General features: G+C 75.0%; 24 protein-coding genes. 1 reads left to right on the top strand and 23 read right to left on the bottom strand.

The features are described from left to right. Positions 1–157: 157 nt before the first annotated feature. The 15 genes from ACZ52R_RS36010 to ACZ52R_RS35940 all read right to left on the bottom strand — a co-directional run bounded on the left by ACZ52R_RS36010 (position 158) and on the right by ACZ52R_RS35940 (position 12,572). The gene (locus ACZ52R_RS36010; RefSeq protein ID WP_465754937.1) at positions 158–943 is read right to left on the bottom strand and encodes a hypothetical protein; all 786 of its coding nucleotides are present in this window, start codon (positions 941–943) and stop codon (positions 158–160) included. A 201-nt stretch (positions 944–1,144) separates the two neighbouring features. Beyond that, positions 1,145–1,771 (bottom strand): hypothetical protein, encoded by a 627-nt coding sequence (locus ACZ52R_RS36005; RefSeq protein WP_465754936.1) that lies wholly within the window; start codon positions 1,769–1,771, stop codon positions 1,145–1,147. A 225-nt stretch (positions 1,772–1,996) separates the two neighbouring features. Then, complete coding sequence (locus ACZ52R_RS36000) at positions 1,997–3,391, bottom strand: hypothetical protein (RefSeq protein WP_465754935.1); 1,395 nt, start codon at positions 3,389–3,391, stop codon at positions 1,997–1,999. 619 nt (positions 3,392–4,010) lie between these two features. Beyond that, positions 4,011–4,598, bottom strand: a complete 588-nt coding sequence (locus ACZ52R_RS35995; RefSeq protein ID WP_465754934.1) for a hypothetical protein — start codon at positions 4,596–4,598, stop codon at positions 4,011–4,013. A gap of 148 nt (positions 4,599–4,746) precedes the next feature. Then, positions 4,747–5,511, bottom strand: a complete 765-nt coding sequence (locus tag ACZ52R_RS35990) for a hypothetical protein (RefSeq protein ID WP_465754933.1) — start codon at positions 5,509–5,511, stop codon at positions 4,747–4,749. A gap of 102 nt (positions 5,512–5,613) precedes the next feature. Then, entirely contained in the window at positions 5,614–6,333 is a 720-nt protein-coding gene (locus ACZ52R_RS35985; RefSeq protein ID WP_465754932.1) for a hypothetical protein, read from the bottom strand. Positions 6,334–6,425: 92 nt separating this feature from the next. After that, a complete protein-coding gene (locus ACZ52R_RS35980; protein WP_465754931.1) occupies positions 6,426–7,094 on the bottom strand; it encodes a hypothetical protein in 669 nt (222 codons plus the stop codon). A gap of 182 nt (positions 7,095–7,276) precedes the next feature. Further along, on the bottom strand, positions 7,277–7,978 hold the full coding sequence (locus ACZ52R_RS35975; protein ID WP_465754930.1) for a hypothetical protein: 702 nt from the start codon (positions 7,976–7,978) through the stop codon (positions 7,277–7,279). An 84-nt stretch (positions 7,979–8,062) separates the two neighbouring features. After that, positions 8,063–8,275, bottom strand: a complete 213-nt coding sequence (locus ACZ52R_RS35970) for a hypothetical protein (RefSeq protein ID WP_465754929.1) — start codon at positions 8,273–8,275, stop codon at positions 8,063–8,065. Between the two features lie 14 nt (positions 8,276–8,289). Further along, positions 8,290–8,658: a hypothetical protein gene (locus ACZ52R_RS35965; RefSeq protein ID WP_465754928.1), complete on the bottom strand. Its 369-nt coding sequence runs from the start codon at positions 8,656–8,658 to the stop codon at positions 8,290–8,292. A gap of 89 nt (positions 8,659–8,747) precedes the next feature. Continuing rightward, the gene (locus tag ACZ52R_RS35960; RefSeq protein ID WP_465754927.1) at positions 8,748–9,038 is read right to left on the bottom strand and encodes a hypothetical protein; all 291 of its coding nucleotides are present in this window, start codon (positions 9,036–9,038) and stop codon (positions 8,748–8,750) included. A 152-nt stretch (positions 9,039–9,190) separates the two neighbouring features. Next, positions 9,191–9,340, bottom strand: a complete 150-nt coding sequence (locus ACZ52R_RS35955) for a hypothetical protein (protein ID WP_329492551.1) — start codon at positions 9,338–9,340, stop codon at positions 9,191–9,193. A gap of 69 nt (positions 9,341–9,409) precedes the next feature. After that, a complete protein-coding gene (locus ACZ52R_RS35950; protein ID WP_465754926.1) occupies positions 9,410–11,032 on the bottom strand; it encodes a ParB/RepB/Spo0J family partition protein in 1,623 nt (540 codons plus the stop codon). A 679-nt stretch (positions 11,033–11,711) separates the two neighbouring features. Further along, a complete protein-coding gene (locus ACZ52R_RS35945; protein ID WP_465754925.1) occupies positions 11,712–12,152 on the bottom strand; it encodes a hypothetical protein in 441 nt (146 codons plus the stop codon). A 96-nt stretch (positions 12,153–12,248) separates the two neighbouring features. Next, a complete protein-coding gene (locus tag ACZ52R_RS35940) occupies positions 12,249–12,572 on the bottom strand; it encodes a hypothetical protein (protein ID WP_465754924.1) in 324 nt (107 codons plus the stop codon). Between the two features lie 267 nt (positions 12,573–12,839). Between ACZ52R_RS35940 and ACZ52R_RS35935 the strand changes: the two genes are divergently transcribed. Beyond that, positions 12,840–14,180: a hypothetical protein gene (locus ACZ52R_RS35935; protein WP_465754923.1), complete on the top strand. Its 1,341-nt coding sequence runs from the start codon at positions 12,840–12,842 to the stop codon at positions 14,178–14,180. A 74-nt stretch (positions 14,181–14,254) separates the two neighbouring features. Here ACZ52R_RS35935 and ACZ52R_RS35930 read toward each other — a convergent pair whose 3' ends face one another. From ACZ52R_RS35930 to ACZ52R_RS35895, 8 genes are all read right to left on the bottom strand, one after another. Beyond that, positions 14,255–15,271, bottom strand: a complete 1,017-nt coding sequence (locus tag ACZ52R_RS35930) for a hypothetical protein (RefSeq protein ID WP_465754922.1) — start codon at positions 15,269–15,271, stop codon at positions 14,255–14,257. 61 nt (positions 15,272–15,332) lie between these two features. Next, on the bottom strand, positions 15,333–15,713 hold the full coding sequence (locus ACZ52R_RS35925) for a hypothetical protein (protein WP_465754921.1): 381 nt from the start codon (positions 15,711–15,713) through the stop codon (positions 15,333–15,335). Positions 15,714–15,890: 177 nt separating this feature from the next. Further along, positions 15,891–16,277: a hypothetical protein gene (locus tag ACZ52R_RS35920; protein WP_465754920.1), complete on the bottom strand. Its 387-nt coding sequence runs from the start codon at positions 16,275–16,277 to the stop codon at positions 15,891–15,893. 163 nt (positions 16,278–16,440) lie between these two features. Then, on the bottom strand, positions 16,441–16,608 hold the full coding sequence (locus ACZ52R_RS35915) for a pRL2-8 (protein ID WP_465754919.1): 168 nt from the start codon (positions 16,606–16,608) through the stop codon (positions 16,441–16,443). A 108-nt stretch (positions 16,609–16,716) separates the two neighbouring features. Then, a complete protein-coding gene (locus ACZ52R_RS35910; protein ID WP_465754918.1) occupies positions 16,717–17,652 on the bottom strand; it encodes a hypothetical protein in 936 nt (311 codons plus the stop codon). A 51-nt stretch (positions 17,653–17,703) separates the two neighbouring features. Continuing rightward, positions 17,704–18,249: an AAA family ATPase gene (locus ACZ52R_RS35905; protein ID WP_465754917.1), complete on the bottom strand. Its 546-nt coding sequence runs from the start codon at positions 18,247–18,249 to the stop codon at positions 17,704–17,706. Positions 18,250–18,281: 32 nt separating this feature from the next. Further along, complete coding sequence (locus ACZ52R_RS35900) at positions 18,282–18,893, bottom strand: hypothetical protein (protein ID WP_465754916.1); 612 nt, start codon at positions 18,891–18,893, stop codon at positions 18,282–18,284. A 215-nt stretch (positions 18,894–19,108) separates the two neighbouring features. Continuing rightward, a complete protein-coding gene (locus tag ACZ52R_RS35895) occupies positions 19,109–21,457 on the bottom strand; it encodes an FtsK/SpoIIIE domain-containing protein (protein ID WP_465754915.1) in 2,349 nt (782 codons plus the stop codon). Positions 21,458–21,567 lie beyond the last annotated feature (110 nt).

The raw sequence follows: 21,567 nt of genomic DNA, 5'->3' as shown, positions 1-21,567 counted from the left end.
CCCTCCCGGGCGGCGGCCTTCGGTGGTGCGGAGGAATCGACCGGTCGGCCGAGGGAGCGTCAGCCCCGGCCCGGGGCGGCTCGATGCCGCCCCGGCCGGCCGCGCGACCGGCGGGCCGGCCGGCCCCGGGGCGGCGCCACCGGGGCCGGCCGGGCGGTCAGCGGTCCAGCGGGAACGCGCGGTCCTCGTTGCGGACGGCGGCGGGGGCCGGGCGGTGGATGTCGCCGTGGTAGACGGCCATGGCCTGCGCGTGCGACTGGCCGTTACGGCGGCGGCGGCCGTACTCGGCGGCGAGCTGGGCACCGTGCATCGGGTAGAGCTCGGCGGCCTCGTGCCAGCGCCGATCGGGAACCCTCTCACCGGTCCACGCGACGCGGACCAGGGTCCGGGCCAGACCCGATGAACCGAAGAACGTCGCGGTCTCCAGTACCCGGCCGTTGCGCGTCCCGTCCCGCCACTCAACCCGGTCACCGACCGTGTGGCGGGTGGCGCGGCGCTCCGCCTGGATCACGTCGGGGTGGACGGCCCGGAAGTCGGCGGCCTCGGCGGCCTGGGGCACGTCGGAACCGTCCCACCGCACGGTGTGCTGAGCGCCGCCCCGGGGCCCGGTGTAGGTGCCGCGCCGGATGATCTCGCGGGGCGCGGCCCCGGCTCCCGGGGCCTGGTAGGTCATCGTGCCCTCGACGCGAACGCCCGGCTCGATCGCGGGGACCGGCTGCGGCGCCTGCTGCCCGGTGGCGGGCAGCGGGTTCAGCTCGCACGCCTCGCACTCGTCGGTGCTGCCCTGCTGGCGGTCCCACTCCACGACGTACGTCACGGGGTACTGAGCGCCGGGGTTGGTGTCCGTGGTGATCAGCCGGATGGTGCCGTGGTCGGGGGCGTCGGCGTCGGCCGCGTCGTGGAAGACGCGGGTTCCGACGGTCAGGGCGGGGGTGGTGGTCATGGTGGCCTCGTCTCGTGTTGGTGGTGTCCGGCCCGGGGTCGGGCCGGGGGCCGCGCGGGGTTGCCCTCCCGCGCGGTGGTCTGGGGTGGTGCGGAGGAATCGGCCGGTCGGCCGAGGGAGCGTCAGCCCGGCCCGGGGCGGCTCGATGCCGCCCCGGCCGGCCGGCCCCGCCCCGGCCACCGGCCGGGGCGGGGCCGAGGCTCACAGCTCCAACAGAAGCTGGGTCGGGGCCTCCAGCGCCTTCGGCGTCTGCTGGTCCAGTTCCGGCGTCCGCCGGTCCTTGGTGACCCGCCACGGCTGGGCGGCCCTGCGCCGCATCTCGGCCTCGTACTCGTCGGCCTGCTTGCCGTGCACGGTCTCGTACGCCTCCAGCTCGACCGCCTCGGCAATGTGCTGCTCGAACGCGGCCGGGAAGGCGCGGGCGAACAGCCGCATCTGCAGGCAGCTGGCGGCAGAGTTCAGCGGCCCGACCAAACTGCAGTCCATGAGAACGGCGATCAGCTCGGCCGTCGTCCCGGGGCGGGTGTCCTTGCCGGTGGCGACCCGGTCGACCAACTCGGAGACGTGGGCACGGTAGAGGATCTCCGCGCGGCTGAACCGGTCGTGAGTCGGCCGGGCCAGCGCGAACGACTCACGCCAAATCCGGCTCGTGTGCTGGCCGCGCTCGCCGTGGCGGGCCTGGCCGTCCTCGATCTCCTCTTCGGCCCACTCCATCGCGGCGAACAGCGGGGCGAGCCCGGTTTCGATGGCGGCCCGGATGTCGGCCACGATCTGCCCGGCGGTCCCGGGGGTCAGGTCGGGGTCGGTGGTGGTGGTGATGGCGGTCATGGGGTTCCGTCCTTCGGTGTTGGTGGTGTCCGGCCCGGGGTCGGGCCGGGGGCCGCGCGGGGTTGCCCTCCCGCGCGGGGGTCTGTGGTGGTCCGGAAGGCTCGGCCGGGTCGGCCGAGGGGGCGTCAGCCCCGGGTCGGGGCGGCTCGATGCCGCTCCGACCCGGTCACCCGCCCGTCGGGCGGGGCCCCGGTCCCGGGCGCGGGGCCCGGGACCGGGGGCCGATCACGCGGCCAGGGCCAGGGACCGGACGTGCTGCTTGGCCTGGTGGGCGGCGCTGGTGAGGCTGCCGACCGGCTCGCCGACCCGGGCCGGACCGGCTCCGGCGACGTGCTCGACGGCGTAGGACGCGCGGCCGGTCAGCCGGGTGATCTCGTACAGCTCGCCTGCCACGGTGAGGTGCCAGCGGCCGTGACCGGTGCGCTTGATCGTGTAGAGGTGGGCGGCCTGGGCGGCGGCCAACGGGGAGGGGGCGGCCGCGACCGGGGCGGGCTCCTCCGCCTCGGCCTCCTCGTCGTAGGCGTGGGCGTCCTGCTCGGCGCTGTCGAGCGGGCCGAATCCGCACACCGTGCACTCCGGCTCGCCCATGCCGTTGTGGGCCTGGCACCCTCCGCACTGCCAGGTGGCGGGCTCCTCCAGCTCCGGCCGCTCGACCACCTCGGCGGGGCCGTCTCCGCACTTGGTGCACACCTGGTCGGCCCCGGTGTTGTAGACGTCGCACTCGACGCACCGCCAGGTGGGGGCCTGCTCGCGCTGCTCGGGGGCGGTGAGCCATCCGGCCCGGATGCCCCGGTCCGCCTGACGCCAGGCAAGCTCGGTGTCCGGACCGTAGGTGTAGGTGTAGGCACCGACGATCCACGGGACCAGCCAACCGCGCGCAACCAGGCTGGCGAAGCTGGGGTGGTCCCGGTGGAGACGACCGGTGTACGCGCTGGCCAGGGCCTCCATGTCGGCGGCGGTGAAGCCGTACCCGCGCACCCGCTCGCGCAGGGCCTCGGCCTTCGCTGCGGCCTCCTTGGCGCGCTCGGCCTCCAGCTCGGCCCGGTGCGCGGAGATGACGGCGGCGGCCTCCTCCTCCGTGTCGACCGTGGCCAGCTGGGTCCGGCTCTCGATGTGGTGGACACGGACCCGGGACGGCACCGTCGTGTGCCGCCCAATGCCGTAGTACACCTGGTCGCACAGCGCGTTGCGGAACTCGATCGGGTATCCGTCGTCGTCCTCGTCGGCACGCCACGGGAACAGCCACTCGACCGGCGCGGCCTCGGCGGCCGGAGCGGCCTCCACCGTGACCGGCTCGGCCGGGGCCTCGGCCTCGGCGGGCTCCTCGGCGACCGGGGCGGGGTTGTTCTCGATGACGCCGGTCACGTCGGCGAGCTTCCCGCCGATCCAGTCGCTGCCCCCGACCCGGACGGTCGGGCTGCCGTCGATCCGCCACCGGCTGCCGGTGCCGACCCACGACGCCTGGAACTCCTCGCCCGCGCCGTTGGTGCCGCTGAGGACGTAGAACCGGTACGAGTCGTCTCCGCAGGTGGACACCTCGGTGGTCCACCCGGCGGCGGCGGCGGCCTTGGCGATCTTGACGGCTCCGGACGGGACGGCGGCCAGGGTCTTGGTGGTCATCGGGGGTTCCTCGCTGTTGGTGGCTCCCCCGGCCGGTTCGGCCGGGGCCTCTCGGCGGGGGTTGCCCTCCCCGCCTTGATGACTCAATTAAACCATGGTTTCAGGGGTGCTGTCCAGCCCCAAAGGGGCCCTGACCTGGGAATTCACCCGCTCGGCCCAGTGCGCGCCCCCTCCCAGTGAGCCGCTTTTGAGCCCTGCCACCTGGCTGTCCCGCACCCGCCCGACCGAGCTGCAGCACCTCTTGGCCCTCCGCGACGTCCGCCACCGTGCGGCCACCACCCGGGGCCGGCCACCGTTCCCGCCGGGCCCGGCCACCCGCCCATGCCAGCCACGAACGGCGCCCCGCCCGCGAATTGGAGTCGCGGGGGGCGGGGGTCCGGAGGAGCCCCCCGCGAGGCTGAGCGCGCGGGCGAAGCCTCCCAAGACCCCCGCGGCGCGGGAACGCACGCCGCACCCGGCCGCCGGAGCCGCACGGCGCGGGCACACGCCCGGTGCGCGCCCACTGCCGGATCGGCCGCAAGGCCGATGCCGGAAGGCGACCACCCGCACCCAACCGCCGGCGGACCACCGCCCGGCAGGCCGACCACCCGCACGGCCGGCCTGCAGACGGGGCGGGCGGTCAGCCCGGGAGGCTGTCCCACGGCGGGTCACCCTGCTCGTCGGGGTGGGCGAGGCGCTCAGTGGTGAGCGACTCCTGCACCAGTTCGGTGAGCCACGACAGGTGGCCGGGCTGCAGGACGACCGTCCCGGCCGGGGTCCCGTCGGGGTGCCGCAGCGTCAGGACCGCGCCCACCTCTCCCTCCTCGTCGGTCGGGTAGGTGCCGACCAGCTCGGCAAGGGCGCGGGCGAGGCCCGCGGCGGCCGCGCGCACGGGGTTCTCCTCGGCCGGGACGGCGGGGGCGGGGTCCACGATCCGCCAGGTCCAGTACCCGTGGCCGACGCGGTACCGGCCATCGGCGCCCGGCGGGCAGAACTCGACCAGCTCGCCCTCTTTGCCCCGCACCTCGACCCTCTCCCCGACGACGCGCAGGGTGTCCGCGCCGGGACGGAGGGCCTGTTCGGCGTCCAGGGCCGCAGCGATCCGGCGGACGTGCGCCAGGGTCAGGACGGGCAGATCGTAGCCGTTCGGGCAGGTGTCGCCGAAGGTGAGGCAGTCGAACGGGCCGAGGTCGTCAAGCATGACGCGGGCGGGGATCAGGGGGTTCAAAACAAGCTCCTCGATGGGGTGTTGGCAGGGGCGGGGCTGGCGGCGCGGCAGCCCGGGGCGCGGCGGCTCGATGCCGCCGCGACCCGGTCACCGCCCCGGGAGCCGGGGCCGGCCCCGGGCGCTGGGCCCGGGACCGGCTGGGGTGCGGTCAGTCCTGGGCCGGGGGCCAGGTCAGTTCGGGGAACAGGCGGCGGACCTGGGCCTTGGCCCAAGGGTGCACGGTGTCCCATGCGTCCTGGCCGGGCTCGGCGGCCCAGAAGTGCCAGCCGTCGGCGCATCCGGCGGACTCGCTGGCGAGCACCTGCATCACGTCCTGGACGGTCAGCAGCGGCGGGAGCGGGTCGCCGCCCTCGAACGGCTTGCTGAACGTGGCGTAGAGCTTGGCGGCGATCGCCTCCGCGTCCATGACGGCGGTGGCGGTCACCGACAGGGCCACGGTGCCGTCGGCGGCCCGGCGCCAGCGGTAGCCGGCGGGGGCCGGGTCCGGGGCCGGGCGGCGGCCGACGGTCTCGGTCGCGGCGATCTCCCGCAGCCGCTCGGCGGCCTGGCGGCGCGGGGCGAACAGCCGGAAGCAGCTTTCGACTGCGCCGAGCAGCTCGGCGAACTCGACGGGGAACCGGTCGGGGCTGCGGTGGTCGCCGAAGTTCGGCGACTCGAACAGCACCACCTCGTCGTCGCGCCCCTCCAGGTGGCCGATCGGGAAGTAGTGGGCGTGCAAACCGGCGTACTCGCCGATCGTGCCGCGCAGGTCGCTGTTGATGTCGGACATCGCCACCTCGCCGCAGCCGCCCGGCAGCGGCAGGACCAGGTAGGTGCAGGCGGCGCTGCCGTGCACCTCGTAGGCGAGGCTTCGGCGGGTCAGCTCGGCGCGGACGGCGTCGGCGAGCAGGTCGTCGGGGTTCCACGTGATCACGGGAGTTGGTCCTTCTTCTCGGGTTGGTGGTGGGGCCGGGGCCGGCTGGCCCGGCCGGGCCGCGCGGGGTTGCCCTCCCGCGCGGCCCGGGGCTGGGTCGGGTCAGGTGGTGCGCTTCTGCGCCAGGAAGGCGCGGGCGGCGGCCAGCACGTCGCCCTGGAAGGCGTTCCGCAGACGCTGGACGGCGTCGGGTCCGTGCTGCGTGTTCAGGCCCTGCACGGTCCAGCACCACTCGCGCCCGTAGTCGGGGTGGTCCTGGTCCTGGTCGAGATTGACGATCCAGCCGTGGGCGAGGGCGTGGATGATGCCGATCCCGGCTTCCCATCCGTCGCCGTCGTCCAGCCCGTACTCCTCGGTGAGCTCGGGGTAGAGCGCGGCGAGGGCCTTGGCGTCCTCGTCCGGGGTGATGCGGCCGTTGACCAGCGCCTCGGCGTACCGGGTGGCCACCAGGGAGAACACCCACATCCAGCCGTTCACCTCGTCGCCGATCAGGTACTCGATCGGGGCGGGCGCGGGACGGCCGACGGTGGCGCGGTTCGCCTTGAGCCAGCGGCGGACCAGCCTGACCGTACGGTGGTTGCGGCGGGCGGGGATGACGGCGGGCCAGGTGCCGCAGCTGACCATCTCCGTGTCGGCGTTGTCCAGCTGCCAGTACAGGGCGTCCTCGTCGGGCTCCAGGTAGAGCGCGCCGTAGCTGCCGGAGACGGTCAGCTCGATCCGCGCGGAGTGGCAGCCACCGGCCAGGTCGACGGCCTCGGCGGGGATGCGGGCCCGGGTGAGGGCGGCGGCGAGGGCCTCGGCGGCCCGCTTGTTCTCGAACATGGTTGTTCCTTCGGGGTGTTGGTGGTGGTGCGGCCCGGGTCGGGCCGCACCGGGGTCCGCGCGGGGTTGCCCTCCCGTGCGGAAGTCGTAGGTCAGCGGCCGGTGGCGCGCAGGGTGTGCAGCTGGCCGGCCGCCGCGTGCTCGATGCGGGCGGCGGCCTCGCCGAGGGTGTGGCCGCCCTCCGACAGGTCGACGGTGCTGCCCGGGTCAGCGTCGGTGGTCGGCCACTCGTGGTCGGGGTTCTCGCACTCACCGGCCGGGTCGGGCCGGTCGCAGGGGACGGCGCGGACGGCGAACAGGCCGCCCTCGCAGTCGGTGACCAGGACGTGCGGGCCGTCGGGGAGGGTGATCTGCCACTGGCCGTAGGTCGACTCCCTGACGGTGCCGGTCATCCGCTCCGCCGTGACCCGGGCCAGGTCGTCGCCGCCGAACTCCGTCGCGGGGTACTCGGGCCGGTGGCCGACTGCGGCGAGCCACCGCTGTGTGTGCTCGGCGGCCTGGTGGAGGTCGACGCCGTAGCGGGTGCCCTCCTCGATGACGTCGCCGTTGGTGTCGTCCGGGGCGTCGCTGACCGCCTCCCACGACAGGTCTCCCTCGGCGAGCACGAGAAAGAGGCTGACGGGTCGGCCGTCCGCCGTGATGTTGAGCTCGGCGGCTCCGAGGTGGAGGGGGTCGCCCGCGACGTGGGCGGCGAAGCCCAGATCGGCCAGCCGGTCCGCGAGGGCGTACGCGGTGTCGAACGCTTCGCCAAGGGTGGTCATGGTGGTGCCCTTCATCGTGGTGGTGGGGGTAGTGGTGTCCGGCCCCGGGGGACCGGGCGGGAAAGGCCGGCGGGCGGCCGGGCGCGGCAGCCCGGGGTGCGGCGGCTCGATGCCGCCGCGACCCGGACACCCGCCCGGGGGCCGGGCCGGTCCCGGGGCGGTACCCCGGGACCGGCGGCCGGTCAGCTGGTGGCGTAGTCCCACCGGCACCGGGTGAGTTCGGTCTGCGCGGTGCCCCGGTAGTGGCCGTGGGCCTTGACCGTGCCGGACAGGTTGACGGTGCGGCCGGTGGCCGGGCGGCGGGTGCTGGTGCACAGCCACGTCAGGACGTTCAGCTCAGCGTCGCGGAAGATCAGCCGGTGCCGGGGCTGGGAGTGGTAGCCGTAGGTCCGCTGGCCGAGGTCGAGCACGCGCACGACCGACAGGGTGAGCCCGGTCAGCCGGTAGTCGACCACTCCGAGGTGCCGGGACACCTCCGCCGCCTTCGCCGTCTCCTCGGCGGCGCGCTCCCGCTTCATGGCGGCGGGCACCGACGCGAGCCACCCCAAGTTGCGCCAGACGGTGACCGGGTGGCGGGCGATCGCGGCCAGACGCTGGCGGTACTTGTCGGCGCTGAACTGGCCGTCAAGGCACCACTGGAGTGCCTCGGCGGCGGCGTCCACCGCGTCGGTGACCGCGTCCACCTCGCGCCGCAGCTCGGGGTAGTCGTACCCGCGCAGGTACTGCTCCGCCTCCATCGCGGTGGGCGGGCGCTCCTCCCACTGGCGGCTGAGCGGCTGGTAGAAGCCGCGCACCTCGACCAGCGCGGAGCAGACGCGCAGAGCCTCGATCACGTCCAGCTGGTCGGGGGTGGTGCGGGTGCCGGGGGTCTCAATGTCGAACATGGCCTGTCCTTCGGGGTGTTGGTGGAGTGGGCCCGGCGGGGGCGGGTTGCCCTCCGCCCTCGCCGGGCTGGGATCGGTGGTCGGTCAGTCGGCCGGTCGGGGCGCGATGCGGGCGATCACGTCCTCGAACGCCTCCTCGGCGGCGTCGCGGTACGCCTGGGCGAACACGGTGGGCTCCGCGCGGCGGCCGTACTGGTGGTGCAGCCGGTCGTGCTCGCGCTGGGCGGACCGGGCCTCGTATCCGGCGGCGGCGATCTCGACCGGGGTGTACGGGGTGAACAGGGGCTGCTGGGCCATGGGGGTCTCCTCGACTACAGGGCGGCGCGGTCGCGCAGGTAGGCGGCCAGGTGGACGGCGGTGGCGCTGTCGGTGACGGCGGGCACCCGGCGCACGTCCAGCGCGCCGACCCGCTTGCCGCGCCACCGGACCGGGAAGGCGGTGCCGACCGGCGGGATCACCAGCGCCCACAGACCCCGGGCGCTGTCGACGCGGACCACGGCGGCGGCCTCCTCGGCGTCCCACGCGGCGGCGATCCGGTTGGACTCGATCCCGAGACCGGGCAGGTGGCGGGCGATCGCGCGGGCCTGGATCAGCTCGGAAAGCTGGACGGCGGTGGCGGCGGCGGGGGCGAGTTGGCAGCACCCGGTGTCGGTGCTGGCGGGTGCGGTGGTCTTCTGCACGGTGCTGGTCCTTCTCGGTGTTGGTGGGTGGGCCCGGCGGGGGCGGGTTGCCCTCCGCTCCCGCCGGGCCGTGGCGGGGAGACGGTCCGTCAGCGCTGGGTGGCGGCGCTGATCTCGGCGGCCTTGGCGCTCATCCGCCGCAGGAACTCGCCCTCAGGCTCGGCGGCGGCCTGCGCGGCGGTGTGGCGGGTGTAGTCCGCGAACGCGCGCACGTGCTCGGGGGTCGGGAAGGCGCGGGCCACGCTGCCGTGGGCCGGGGTGGCGGTCCACGCGCCGTCCGGACCGGCGGCCATGACGCGGATCTCGCCGTTCCAGAGCAGCTCGGCCAGGTCGAGACCGGCGGCGATCGGGGCGTCCGTGCGGTAGGTCTTGGCGTTCAACTCGGGCTCCTGTTGGTGGAGTTGCCCCCCGGGGCCGGTCGGCCCCGGGGGTCTCGGCGGGGGGTTGCCCTCCCCCGTCTTGATGACTCAATTAAACCATGATTCTGGGCAAAGGTACAGCTCAGACCCCCTGCCGACCGGGTGAATCCTGGTCACCAATCGCCGTCGTACGGGCCGTCTTCCGGCTCCATCGCCTCGCGTGCGGCCTGGTTCTCGGCCTCAGTCTGGAAGGTGCACCCGGCCTTGCCCTCGTCGCGGGGGCAGCGGTACCGGCCGCTGTCGCAGGTGTAGCAGGCGCTCATGTCGACGTCTCTCCTCTGGTGGTCGGCGGGATGGGCCGGGGCGGGCGGACCGCCCGCCCCGGCGGGGGGTCAGGGCTTCGGCGTGTACGACTTGTCGGCCATGACGGCCTGCTCGATCACGGTGGGCTTGTAGCCGAGCATCACCAGCAGCCCGAGGTACTCGCGGGTCTTGGTGCGGCGGCCACCGCCGTCCTCGCGCCACGCCTCGCGGGTGGCGTCCATCTCCCCGCACGCGGCGATCTTGGCGAATGCCAGGGCGACCAGCCGGGCGGCGGTGGCCCGGTCCATGAGCTTGACGAAGTCCGCCTCTCGCGCGCCGCCCGTGCCGAGCAGCTCCGCCAGGGTCGGCAAGGTCCGGTGGTCGCCGAACCGGCCGGAGATGCTGCCGAACCCGCTCAGCATGGCCAGGGTGACGGCCTTCTGCAGTGCGGCGGTCTCGGCGGCGGTGTACTTGCGGCCCTTGGCCAGCAGGGCCTTGACCCACGCCCGGCGGGTGTCGGTGGACGCCTGCCAGTCAATGTTTCCGGCCTTGATGGCCCGGGTCTCGGCGGCCGTCTTGCGCGGCCCGGCCTCGTTGGGGTGCACCACCTTGTGCTCATACAGGCCCGGGTTCGCGCACCACTGGGTGTAGTCGCCGGTCCCGCGCACGAACACCGCACCCCGGCACTCGGCGGCGTGCCGCTCCTCGCTGTAGCTCTTACCGTCCTGGTCGCGCAGGTAGTAGATCCGCTGGGCCTTCTCGCTCAGCTCGTCCGCCTCGCGGACGCGGGCCCCGGCGGCCTGCAGCTCGACCAACCGGGCGGCGGCCGACTTGTCGGCCTCCTGGCGGGCCTTGACCCGCCGGATCACGTAGGTGAGGTTCTCGCCCTTGGCGGCGGCCTCGGCGATCTCCTTCATGGCGGCCGTCTCGTCGTCCAGCGCGGACAGGTCGCTCATCTGGTCCAGCGTCAGGGCGACGGCGGGCACCGCCTCGCGCAGGGCCTTGACCGGGGCGGCCCCGGCGGCCTTCACCACGGCCTTGACGGTCTTCTGGGTCTGGCCGGACGCGGTGGCGATCTGGGCGGTGCTCGCACCGAACTCGGCGGCGTCGAACAGTCCGGCGGTCACCTCGCTCACGGTGAGCGGCGCGCGGTGCACCGCCGTGGTGAGCATGTCGAGCCGCTGCTGAGCGGCGTTGCGCTCGCGCCGCTCGTACGGGACGTGGGTGCGCTTGGCCTCGATCGCCCCGGCGAGACGGCGGTGTCCGTCGACCAGCAGCAACGCGCCGCCCTCGCCGGTGGTGATGATGACCGGGATCGTCACGCCGTCCGCGCGAATGCTGGCCACGAACTCCCGGGTCAGCCGCAGGTCCTTGCGCAGGTTGCCCTTGTGGGGCGTCAGGTCGCTGACCCGGATCTGCGGGATCGGGGAGTAGGGAACGGCCTCCAGCCCGGCCGCCTGGGCGGCGGCGATCCGCCGGAACCCGTCGATCACCTGGGGCGTGCCGTCGCTGAGCTGGACGACGTGCAACGGGTCCTCGATGCCGTGCTCGGCGATCGAGGCGGTGAGCTCCGCGTCCGCCTCGGTGGCGCGGACGTTGCCCGGATGGGCGAGCAGGTCGGCGATGGACGCGAGCGGCCACGGGGCCGGGGCGGCCGCCTTCTCCTCGGCGGCAGCGTCGGACTCGGGCGCGGTCTTCACAGCGGTGGTCAAGGTGTTGTCCTCGGTGTCGGTGGTTCCCCCGGCCGGTTCGGCCGGGGCCTCTCGGCGGGGGTTGCCCTCCCCGCCTTGATGACTCAATTAAACCATGACTCGGGGGGTCTTGTCCAACCCGAAACCGCCTCTGACCTGCACTTTCCCCCTCCCGGCCCAATCCGCGCCCCCCTCCCAGTGAGCCGCTTTTGAGCCCTGCCACCCGGCCGTCCAGCACCCGCCCGACCGGCCTGTACCGCCTCCGGGCCTCCCGCGACGTCCGCCACCGTGCGGCCACCACCCGGGGCCGGCCACCGTTCCCGCCGGGCCCGGCCACCCGCCCGCGCCAGCCACGAACGGCGCCCCGCCCGCGAATTGGAGTCGCGGGGGGCGGGGGTCCGGAGGAGCCCCCCGCGAGGCTGAGCGCGCGGGCGAAGCCTCCCAAGTCCCGCACAGCGCGGGAGCCTGCCCGCACCCGGCCGCCGGAGCCGCACGGCGCGGGCACACACCCGGTGCGCGCCCACTGCCGGATCGGCCGCAAGGCCGATGCCGGAAGACGACCACCCGCACCCAACCGCCGGCGGACCCCCGCCCGGCAGGCCGACCACCCGCACGGCCGGTTCCGCGGGCGGGTGCGACGAAACGCCAGCGCGCCGACGGACGCGGGGTCCGTCGGCGCGCTGGCGCGGGCTGGCAGGTGTCAGGCGCGATAGGTGGGGGCCGTACAGATGTCGCGGTGGCCGTCCAACCAGCCCTCGCGCTCGGCCGCGCCGATCTCGCGGCCTGCCGTGTTGCCGCAGAGCGCGCAGAGCGTGACCCCGTCGGGGCGTACGACGTAGCCGGGGCCGTCGGGGCCGAGGGCCTGGGCGCGCTGCAGCAGCAGCAGGACGTCGGCCAGGCCCTCGCGGCCGGTCTCCGAGGCCGGACCGCCGACCCACAGCACGGTGTCCAGCATCAGGGTGGCGTGGCCGAGTAGCCGCCGGGGTCGCTCGTGCAGGGTGGGGTGGCCGGCCTTCATCCGGTCGCGCACACCGGTCAGGTTCACCGGCTCGGGCAGGTCCAGGCCGAGCTGGCGGCACGCGGCCGCGATGGCGGCGGTGGTGGCGGTGCTGGTGTCCGGGGTGGTGCTGGTGCTGGTCATCGCTCTCTCCGGGGGATCTGCTCGGGCGCTGGAGCCGGGGCGCGGACTCGGGTGCCCATGGGGGTCAACGACCGTACCGGCGGGGCCGATACGGGATCAGCGGGCGTTGACGCCGGGGGGCGCGGGCTTCACCGAGCGCACCGGCACCTGCCACTCGATACCGCCGGCGGCGGGCCGGAGGTACACCTGGTCCGGTATCTCCTCGTCCCGCCACGGGTGGGTGCCGACCTGCTGGACCACGCCGACGGCCTGGACCACGGTGTGCCCTCCGACCTGGACCGGCGCGACGGCGAGGGCCCCGGGGACCAGCCACTGGTTCGCCGGCCGGTTCAACCACGCCTCGCGGCGGCTCACCGCGCCCTCGCACGGCGGCGGGGCGGGGGGCCGGGGCCGGCGCGGACGGCGTGCTGCTGGCTTCACGGAACCTCCCGGGGACGGCTGGGCCTCCCTGCTCGCGCGGTCCGCCAGAACCGAGTGCGCGGGCAGGGAGGCGTGGACGGCCGGGCCGCCCCGGAGTTCACGGGGGGTTCGGGGCGGCACGGCCGGGTCGGCCGGCGGAGAGGTGTCTCGGCGCCTGGCCACTGTCGAGTGAACCCTGGTGCCGGGTCGGCGGTAACCCCACGGCGGGGGCCCCACGATGGGTACGGTGCCGGAAACGGGACCGCCAGAACTCGCCTGGGGCACACCATGACTGACTACCCGACACCCGCCGCCCTGCCACCTGGCCTGGTCACGGCCCCGCACCTCGCGGCCGCGCTCGCCGCCCGCGACTTCGCCGCCGTCTTCACCGTGGCGCGGGAGGCCGGCTTCTCCTTCAACCGGATCGCCGAGGCGTGCGGAATGAAGCCCGAGCGGGTATCACTGGTGGCCCGTGGCGAAGCGCGGGTGACGGCGCTGGAAACCGTCGAGCGGATCGCCGACGGCCTGCGAATCCCCGGTGTGCTCATGGGCCTGGCTGCGCGACCCTGGGAGGACACCGCCAGAACCACCAGCTCGGAGCCTTCCTATGACGTCCTGGCAGATGACCCCGTGAAGCGCCGCGACCTGCTGCGCGGCGCCCTCGCCGCAGGCATGACCGGCACCGCCCTGGCCGCCCTCGCCCACACCCGGCAGCACCTCGACCTGGCGCTGACCGGCAACCCCTCCCCCGCCGCCGACCTCGACCACTGGGCCGCGACCGCCGAGCACTACGCCTACGGGTACGGCGGCGCCGCCCCCGCGGCCCGGCTCGCCGAGATCGTCGCCGACGTCGCCGACCTGCAGCCCCTGCTCCAGCGCCCGCAGCCGGCCCCCATGCGGGCCGAACTCTGCCATGCCGCAGGGAAGTTGTCCGGGATGGCCGCCGTCGTGCTGCACGACCTGGGCGAGGCCCGCGAGGCGCGGGCCTGGTTCTCCTCCGCCTCCTCGGCGGCCGCCGAGGCCGGCGACCCTCGGCTGCACGCCTGGGTGCTCGCCCGGGAGGCGATGACCCCGCTGACGTACGGCGCCCCCCTCGCGGCCGCCGCCCTGGCCGAGCGGGCCCGGCACGTCGCCGGCACCGCGCCCTCCGCCTCGGCCGCGCTCGCGGCCGCCGTCGCGGCCCGCGCCTACGCCCTGACCGGCCAACGCGAGCAGGCCCTGGCCGCGCTCGCCGACGTCGCCCGCCTGGCCGACCGGCTCGGCCCCGGCGACCGGGCCGACACCTGGCTCACCCTGCCGGAGCAGAAGGAGCAGATCCACCTCTCCCACGCCTACACCCTGCTCGGGGAGACAGGCCAGGCCCGCCAGGCGCAGGCCCGCGCGCTGGCGCTCACCGGCCCCTCCAGCCACCAGGCGCGGACTCTGCTGCTGCTCGACGGCGCGCTGTGCGATCAGCGCGACGGCGACACCGCGCAGGCGTGCCGCCGGGCGGCGGCCGCGCTGCTGGCGCTGCCGTCCGACCAGCGCACCGGGCTGACCCGCTCGCGGGCGCTCGACCTGTACCGGGCGATCCCCTCCCAACGGCGCGGCGAGCAGGCCGTGCGGGACCTGCGCGAACTCATCGCCTGAGCACGCCCGGTAGATCCGGGCCCTCATCCGAGGGCCCGTTTGTGAAACCCGCGCCGGTCAGCGCCTCGCGCGGGTCACCTGCCGTACGCCTGGCGGCAGAGGTCGACCAGGTACTGCGGGAGGCCGTGCTGGCTCCCGGCCGAGCAGACGTCCCCCTGCCCGCCGACGCCCGGTGCCGGTGCGGCCGGCTGCTGCTTCGCGGGTGCCTGCGGCTGCGGGCGGGCCGCCTGGCCGTCCTGATCGGCGGCGCTGCGGCTCGGCTTCGGTTTGGGCTTGCGGGGTGCGGCGGGCCGGCCGACCGGGCCCGGGTCCTGCGGCGGGGCCTGCTCCTGGTCGTCCTCGTGCTCCGGCTCGGGCTCCTCGACCACCGGGGTCGGGGCCGCCGTCGGGTCGGGTTCCGGGGCGGGCAGCGGGCGGACGGCGGGCACCGCCGGCGCCCGTTCCAGCGCCAGCAGTACGGGGGCGGCGGCGAGCTCCAGCGGCGCCCCCGCTTGCGGCCGGACGCCGGGACGGTCGGCCGGCGGGACCGCGGCGACGGCCAGCACGGCGGCGGTGGCCAGGACGACCACGCCGGTTCGGCGACCGGCCGGGGCGGCGGCCGCCCGGCCGGTGGCGGTCACCGCGCGCAGGGCGGCGGGCGGCAGGGCGGCCAGCCTCCGGGCGGCCAGCGTGAGAGCGCCGGGCCGGACGGGCCCGTTGGCCAGGGCTTCGCTGGCCTGGGCGTTGATGGTCGCGGTCCAGTAGGCGGGGGCCCCCGCGCGGCCCGCGGCCGCCGCCGTCTCCCGGTAGAGCCGGGCGGCGAGCAGGTGGTCGCCGCCGAGGTGGGCCAGGTAGGCCCGGGTCTCCTGGACGGCCAGGACCTCGGGGTGCTCGGGGCCGCACGCGGCGGCGACGTCCTGGTGGAGCTCCCCGGCAATCCGGTCGGCCTCGGCCAGCTCGCCCAAGCGCACGGCCCCGGCGATCTGCCGGGACCGCACGGACCAGGGCTCGGGCAACAGCGCCTCACCGGGGCCGGCCACCAGCAGCGGCGGCGCCGAAACGGTGCTCCCGACGGTGCCCGTGGCGGCAGGGCGGTGTTGCGTGCGGTTCATCGTCCTATCCTTCGCCGGATCAACCTTCGCAGGCGGGAGGCGTGTGACGGCGTGGCGGCGGTCAGGAGTCGTACACGTCCTCACACGCCTTGCGGCCGGTGACGCCGTCGAAGGTCACGCACAGCTGGCCGGAGAACTGGAACCAGCCCCATTCGGCCGAGAGCGTGTCACCGTGCCGGGTGGCGGTCTGCGGGTAGTCCACTTCGCGGCCGTTCAGCAGCAGGTGTGCGGTGCGCTCCTTCACGTCGCGCGGCGGGTTGGTCCAGATCGCCACCGCCTTGCTGACGTGCTCGCCTTCGCCCTCGACCCGGATGCAGACCTGCGGGCCGCCGCGGTGGGTGCAGGCCGAGGCCGAGCGCGTCGCGGCCTGGACCTGGGGGGCGGTGAGCACCGGCAGCAGGACGGCGGCGAGGACCGCGACGGTGGTGGTGAAGCGGCGCACGGCAGTCTCCCGGTCGGCTCGGCGGATGCGGTGTCCGGCCAACCGCCCGCGCCCGCCGGCGGTTCCGGGGTCCGGCTGCGGTTCACTCAGGCGGCGCAACCCGTCCTCCACCGGCCGCTGGCCGGGAACGGGTCCGGCTGAGGCCGGCCCAAACGACCCGGGGCCGGCCTCTGCCGGTCAGGCCCCGACGGGGCTGGACTGCAGCGCGATCTCCTCCATCACGTCGGTGCCCAGCCAGATGGGCCGGGCGTAGGGAGGGTGGTCCTCCCAGAGCAGGGCGGTCCGGGCCAGCACGTCCCACGCTTCCGCGGCGAGCACGCGCCGGGCGGCTGCCACCCGCTCGTCCAGCTCCGGCTTCGGGGCCAGGTAGGTCTCCAGCGTGGCGACGGCGCTGCCGACCACGTCGAACAGCGCCTCGGCGGTGCGCCGTTCGTCGGTACGCGGCGCCTCGTCCACCCGGGGCCGGAGCCGGTCCTGGATGAACACGGCGAGACCGACGGCCTGCTCGACCGTCACGGTGGCGAGGATCGCCACCCGCGCCCGGAGGTCTTCTTCGTCCGTCATGCGGTGCTCCCCCTCGTCGGTGCCGCCGGGCCGGTGCCCGGGGCTGCACCGAGAACGCTATGCGAGCCGCGCCGGGGAAGGCGTGAGCCCCCGCGCCGGTCGGCGTGGGGGCTCACGGTCGGGGTGCCGGGTCCGCCGGGTCAGGGGCGGGCCTTCGTGCGGGTCACTTCACGATCATGTCGGCCGGGTGGCCGTTGGTCATGTGGTCCACGCACTCCGGGCAATCCTCCCGCCATCCGAGGTGAGCGTGCACCTCGCGGGAGGCGTAGGCGTGCCGCCAGCACTGACGGCACTCTCCCTTGGGCGGGTTGTTCGCCTTGTCGTTCGCCATCGTCGTCTCCTTCGGCTGGTCGGACGGCCGTCCGCTGCGGGGCCGGCCGCCCGGGGTCGGACCGGCGGGCCGGGTCGGCCCGCCGGCGGTTCGGCGGTTTCCGGATGGTCAGCTGAACTCGCTGAGGTCGACCGCGGGCGGCGAGCTCGGCGCGGGCTGATCGCCGTTGCGGGACCTGCGGGGCTTGCGGCGCACAGGCCGGGCGGCATTGGCCTGCCGGACCCGCTCGCGTTCGGCGGCCCGATCCCACCGGACGTTGGCGGCGTCGCTGCGACGGGCGTCGGCCTCGGTGGCCTTGGCCTGCCGATTGGCGTCGGCCTCGGTGGCCTTGGCCGCCCGGTCGGCCTGGTTGTCCCGGTACTGGTCGTCCCGGGCGGACTTGGCGGCCGCGGCGGCCCGGTCGGCCAGGCCGAGCTTGACCTGGCCCTGCACGTGCTGGCCGCCGACCTTGATGCCCTCCTTGGCGGTGGAGATCGCTTCGGTGACCGGCCGGGACACGGCGGCGGTGGTGGTCGCGGCGGCCTGGGCGACGCCTGCGACGGCCTGGGCGGTGCCGGCCACGGCCCCGGCGAGCTGGCCGACGGTGCCGACGGCCGCCGCGGCCAGGTTGATGGTGGCGGCGCCCAGGCCGCCGCCCCCGGCCGGGCGCCGGACCGGCGCGGCGGCGGAGGCGGCGGGGGCCTTCGCGGCGGCGGCCTTCTGCAGGGCGGTCTGCTTGCCCTTGCCGCCCTTGCGCTCCTTGGCCATCGAGTCCTTCGCCAGGACGCCGGTGACCTTGGTCTTGGCCTCGCCGCGGCCGGCCTCGATCTCGAACTTGCCCTCGTTGTTGTAGCGGACCGAGGTGACCACCTCGACCGGCACGGCGGCGTTGGTGAACTCGTGCCCGGCGCTGCAGCGGATGACGGCCCGGGGCTCGGTGTGCCGCTTGGGGCGGCTCAGCCGGTGGTTGGTGACGGAGCCGCACTTCGGGCAGGCGACTTTGGAGCCGTTGGCGATCAGGGGCCCGGCGAGGGCGGTCGTCGGGCGGGCGAACCAGCGTCCCATTTGCGGTCTCGTCTTTCTGGTCGTGGCGGTGCGGGCCGGGGAGGGCCTGGGTCAGGCGGGGCGGTGGTGGAGGATCTCGGCGAAGCCCTCGCCGGGGAGGGTGGCGGCGGCGGCCAGGGCGAGGGCGTGCTGGCGGCGCACCACGTCCTCCGGCACCCGGGTGGCCGGCGGCCTGGCCGCGTTGCGCTGTAGGCAGTCCTCCAGCTCGGCCTCGACCAGCAGAGCCACCGGCCGCACACCGAACTGCCGCGCGAGGCCGACTAGTTGGGCGCGATGGTGGATGTCGACCGACGTCGAATCGGTGTAGGTGGTGGCCCCGCGTCGCAGGCGCATCGTCAGCAGCAGGTGCTGGAGTACCGCCGCGTCGGGCGTCGCCAGCTGGTCGCCCGGCTCGGAGACGGCGGCGCGCAGGGCGTCCAGGCTGACGACCTGGTGGGCCGGGACGGAGCCCAGCAGGGTGGTCTTGCCCGCCCCGCTCGGGCCGATCAGCACGACCAGGTCGCCGGGTCGGACGCTCGCCAGCCAGCGGGCGGTGGTCTCGGCGCCGGTGGAGATGCTGGCGGCGTGCCAGGGGGCGGTGCGGGCGGGGCCGGTCATGGCGGGTACCTCCGTGGTGGGGTAGTGGCCGGTCACTGCTGGACGTTCTGCGCACCGGCGTGCAGGTGCTTGATCCGGACGGTGCGGGCCTCGATGTGCTGCTGGGCGCCGATGACCGCGGTCTTGACGGTCGCGGCCGCGCTGCCGAGGCCGGCGCCCGGCTCGGCGGTGCCGAGGGCGGCCGGGCCGGTGCCGGTGCCTGCGGCGAGGTGCTTGACGATGAGAGCGACCAGGGCGAGGGTCAGCACGGCACCGCCCGCCCCGGCGGCGAGCTGGCCGAGGCTGACCACCACGGCGCCGAGGCCCTGCAGCACCTGACCGGCACCCGCGCCGACGCCCCACGCGGCGACGCCGCCCCCGGCGAGCCAGGCCCCGCCGGCCAGGCCGCGGCCGACCACCGGGTCCTCGCTGACTCGGTAGGCGGGACGTGGGGTGGGCTGGACGGTGACCGGGGTCGGGACGTAGGCGGGGACGGTGCGCCCGTCGGGGAGGAGCACGTGCTGCACGGTCATCCCGGGGTGGCCGGCCGGGATCGGGGCCGGGGCGAGCTCCTGGTGCCCGAAGGCCACCGGGAGGGGCGCCGGAAAGGCGGCCGGGGTGTAGACCGGGGTCTCGTACGGGTCGGTGCCGGGGGCCTGCCACATGATCGTGCTCCGCCTTCTCGGGGTGCCCGGACGGTGTCCGGGTGGGGTAATTTGTGGGTGTTTGTCCTGGTCAGCGGGGTGTCCGGAGGGTGTCCGGGGGGCCCGCAGGCGTCCGGTGGCGGACACCTCGCAGTGGGGTCCGGACACCCTCCGGACACCCCGCGACCTGGGGTTTTGCGGGGCCGGACACCTGCCCGGACACCCGTTTTGCCCTGTTATGCGCCGATTGCGGCGAGGACGTCGGCGAGGGCGAACCCGCGCGTGCTGTTGTCGGTGTCCTTGGTGCTGGCCAGGCTCCGGCCGGTCCCGGCCAGGGCCTTCTTGCACTCGCCCGCCAGGCGGGCGCCGATCCGGGTCGCCCACTGCCGGTCACCCTCGTCCCGCTGCTGGGCCCACCCGGCGGAGGGGTCCATCACGTGCAGCAGCTCGGCGATCTGCACGCTCGGCAGGAAGGCGGGATTCCCGGCCTTCTCGAACACCTTGCGGATCTGGGCGAGGATGCCGCGCGAGCCGACCGCGGGCAGGACCGGGATGCCCATGCCGCCCTCGCCGCCGGCCGCCGAAGTGCGGCCGGTCATCTTGATCAGGTAGTTCTCGATCGGGTCCTCGAACTGCCCCGGCAGGCGGTCGGCCTCGCCGCGCAGCTCGTACCCGGCGTCCAGCGAAACGCGCAGGTCGTCAGACTTCTCGCCGTCGATCAGCATCGAGCGGGCCCGCTCGATGCCGACGCCCTCCATGTCCAGGTAGCCGAGGCCGCGCGAGTCCTTGCTGATCTCCTCGGCCTTGTAGCCGGCCCCCGACATCCCGTCACCGAGGATGCTGTTCGTGCCCTTGTAGTTCGCGGTCCGCATGCACCACCGGTTGGCGCACTGGCTCCGGATGATCTCCGGCACGGTCTTCACGTTCGGGTACTGGGTGGCCAGCAGGAGCAGGATGCCGAACTGCGTGCCCTGCGCGGCGATCAGCACGAGAGCGTCCAGAATCGCCTCGCGCAGCTCGTCCGTCAGCGAGCCGTCGCCGACGCCCGTGTAGGTCTGGAGCTCGTCCACCACGGCCAGCTCGACCGGGTAGTCCGCCAGCATGTCCTCGGCCAGCACAATCCGGCCGGCCCTCATGAACTCGTTCTCGCGCCGCTTGATCTCGGCGACCAGGGCCTGCAGCAGGAACAGCAGCCGCTGGGGGTCACGGTTGAACATCGTCGCCGCGACGCGCGAGTACTGCCCGTGCTCCGGGGGCTTGCCGTCCGCCAGCCGCAGGTTGATCCGCACGTCCCGGGCCGCGCCCACGACCACGTTGCGGATGCCCATGCCCTTGCCCGAGCGGGTGGTGCCGCCGACCAGGGTGTGCGAGTCGCGGATCGGCACGTAGATGAACCGGCCGCGGCGGCTGAATGCCAGCGGCACGCCGTCGGACCAGGCGTTGAGCGGGCCGAGGTAGCTGACCAGCGGGCTGCGGCGCGGGGCCTCGAACGGGTCGCTCTTGGTGTGCCACAGCGAGACCCGGTTGACGGTTCCCACCTTGCGGATGTCCAGCCACTCGGTGTCGATGCCGAGCGCTCCGGCGATCGGCTCGGCCTTCGCCACGACCGTCTTCACGGTCACGTTCTCGGGCAGCTTGAGCGTCATCTCCACGCCCTCGCCGTGCTTGTCCCGCATCGGCAGGCCGACCATCTCGACCACCTGGTTTTCCTTGAGGACACCGACGGTGCGCAGGATCTCGGTGATCCGGGCGAGGTCGACCGGCCGGCCGGGGGCGTCCAGCGGCTGGACGTCCAGCAGCTGCCAGCCCTCACCCTCGGGGGCGTTGCGCTGCTTCTCCCACCGGCCGAGCGTCAGCAGCACCCCGTAGGCCAGCAGGCCGGCCGGGGAGGCCGCGAGCAGCCCGAAGGCGAGCGCGACGTACAGGGTGGCGCCGACGTAGAAGCCGAGGCCGGCCGCCGCGGCGATGGTGCGCGCCTCCCGGCGGCGGGCCTTCGCCACGATCTTGCGCTCCTTGCGCAGGTCGGCGACCACGTCGCCCCGGCCCCTCGCCCGCTTGTTCTCGTGGATCAGCTCGGCGTACTCGTCGGCGGCGGTCAGGTAGCGCACCGCGTCCCGCAGGGTGACCCACGCGCCGAGGCCGGCCGTCAGGGTCGCCCGCCACATGTACTTCGGCGCGCGTACCCCGTGGTAGGCGCCGAGGTTCTTCGTGGTCTCCCACGTGTCCACGACTGCGGCCTCGAAGTGGCTGCGGGAGGCGAACGCCTGGGGCAGCACGGGCCGGTAGGGCTGGTGGCGCCATGCGGTGCGCTCCGCGGCTCCGGCCTGGGAGGGGATGACCATGCCGGTGAGCACCTCGGTCTGCTCCTGGGCGGCGCCGTCGTACACCGAGTCGGTGTCGACCGGGTGAACGGTGACCGTACCGATCCCGGCGGAGGCGCGGCCGTGGTCGGACCCGGCGATCGCGGCGTGCTGCATGTCGCCCTGGAGCCGGGCGAGGGCCTCGGGGCCGAGGCGCTTGGTGAAGTCGACCACCAGGGCGTCGGGGCCGGTGTCGATCCCGGGGGTCTGGGTGGCGTCGGACATTGCGTTCTCCTCGGTTCCGTGCGCGGCGGGGGGGGTGGCGGGGCCCCTCGCGGTGACGGGGCCCCGGTTCGTGCGGGTCAGCATGCTGACCTGCTGGCATGCTGAGGTGT

Source organism: Kitasatospora sp. NPDC034023 (genome assembly GCF_055575795.1).
Note: the sequence above shows the minus strand (reverse complement) of the source record. Positions and strands in the feature narration are given on the sequence as shown.

Coding starts and splice junctions, on each gene's coding strand:
- ACZ52R_RS36010 (WP_465754937.1), bottom strand. CDS start 943: ATGACCACCACCCCCGCCCTGACCGTCGGAACCCGCGTCTTCCACGAC.
- ACZ52R_RS36005 (WP_465754936.1), bottom strand. CDS start 1,771: ATGACCGCCATCACCACCACCACCGACCCCGACCTGACCCCCGGGACC.
- ACZ52R_RS36000 (WP_465754935.1), bottom strand. CDS start 3,391: ATGACCACCAAGACCCTGGCCGCCGTCCCGTCCGGAGCCGTCAAGATC.
- ACZ52R_RS35985 (WP_465754932.1), bottom strand. CDS start 6,333: ATGTTCGAGAACAAGCGGGCCGCCGAGGCCCTCGCCGCCGCCCTCACC.
- ACZ52R_RS35980 (WP_465754931.1), bottom strand. CDS start 7,094: ATGACCACCCTTGGCGAAGCGTTCGACACCGCGTACGCCCTCGCGGAC.
- ACZ52R_RS35975 (WP_465754930.1), bottom strand. CDS start 7,978: ATGTTCGACATTGAGACCCCCGGCACCCGCACCACCCCCGACCAGCTG.
- ACZ52R_RS35970 (WP_465754929.1), bottom strand. CDS start 8,275: ATGGCCCAGCAGCCCCTGTTCACCCCGTACACCCCGGTCGAGATCGCC.
- ACZ52R_RS35955 (WP_329492551.1), bottom strand. CDS start 9,340: ATGAGCGCCTGCTACACCTGCGACAGCGGCCGGTACCGCTGCCCCCGC.
- ACZ52R_RS35945 (WP_465754925.1), bottom strand. CDS start 12,152: ATGACCAGCACCAGCACCACCCCGGACACCAGCACCGCCACCACCGCC.
- ACZ52R_RS35935 (WP_465754923.1), top strand. CDS start 12,840: ATGACTGACTACCCGACACCCGCCGCCCTGCCACCTGGCCTGGTCACG.
- ACZ52R_RS35930 (WP_465754922.1), bottom strand. CDS start 15,271: ATGAACCGCACGCAACACCGCCCTGCCGCCACGGGCACCGTCGGGAGC.
- ACZ52R_RS35920 (WP_465754920.1), bottom strand. CDS start 16,277: ATGACGGACGAAGAAGACCTCCGGGCGCGGGTGGCGATCCTCGCCACC.
- ACZ52R_RS35915 (WP_465754919.1), bottom strand. CDS start 16,608: ATGGCGAACGACAAGGCGAACAACCCGCCCAAGGGAGAGTGCCGTCAG.
- ACZ52R_RS35910 (WP_465754918.1), bottom strand. CDS start 17,652: ATGGGACGCTGGTTCGCCCGCCCGACGACCGCCCTCGCCGGGCCCCTG.
- ACZ52R_RS35905 (WP_465754917.1), bottom strand. CDS start 18,249: ATGACCGGCCCCGCCCGCACCGCCCCCTGGCACGCCGCCAGCATCTCC.
- ACZ52R_RS35900 (WP_465754916.1), bottom strand. CDS start 18,893: ATGTGGCAGGCCCCCGGCACCGACCCGTACGAGACCCCGGTCTACACC.
- ACZ52R_RS35895 (WP_465754915.1), bottom strand. CDS start 21,457: ATGTCCGACGCCACCCAGACCCCCGGGATCGACACCGGCCCCGACGCC.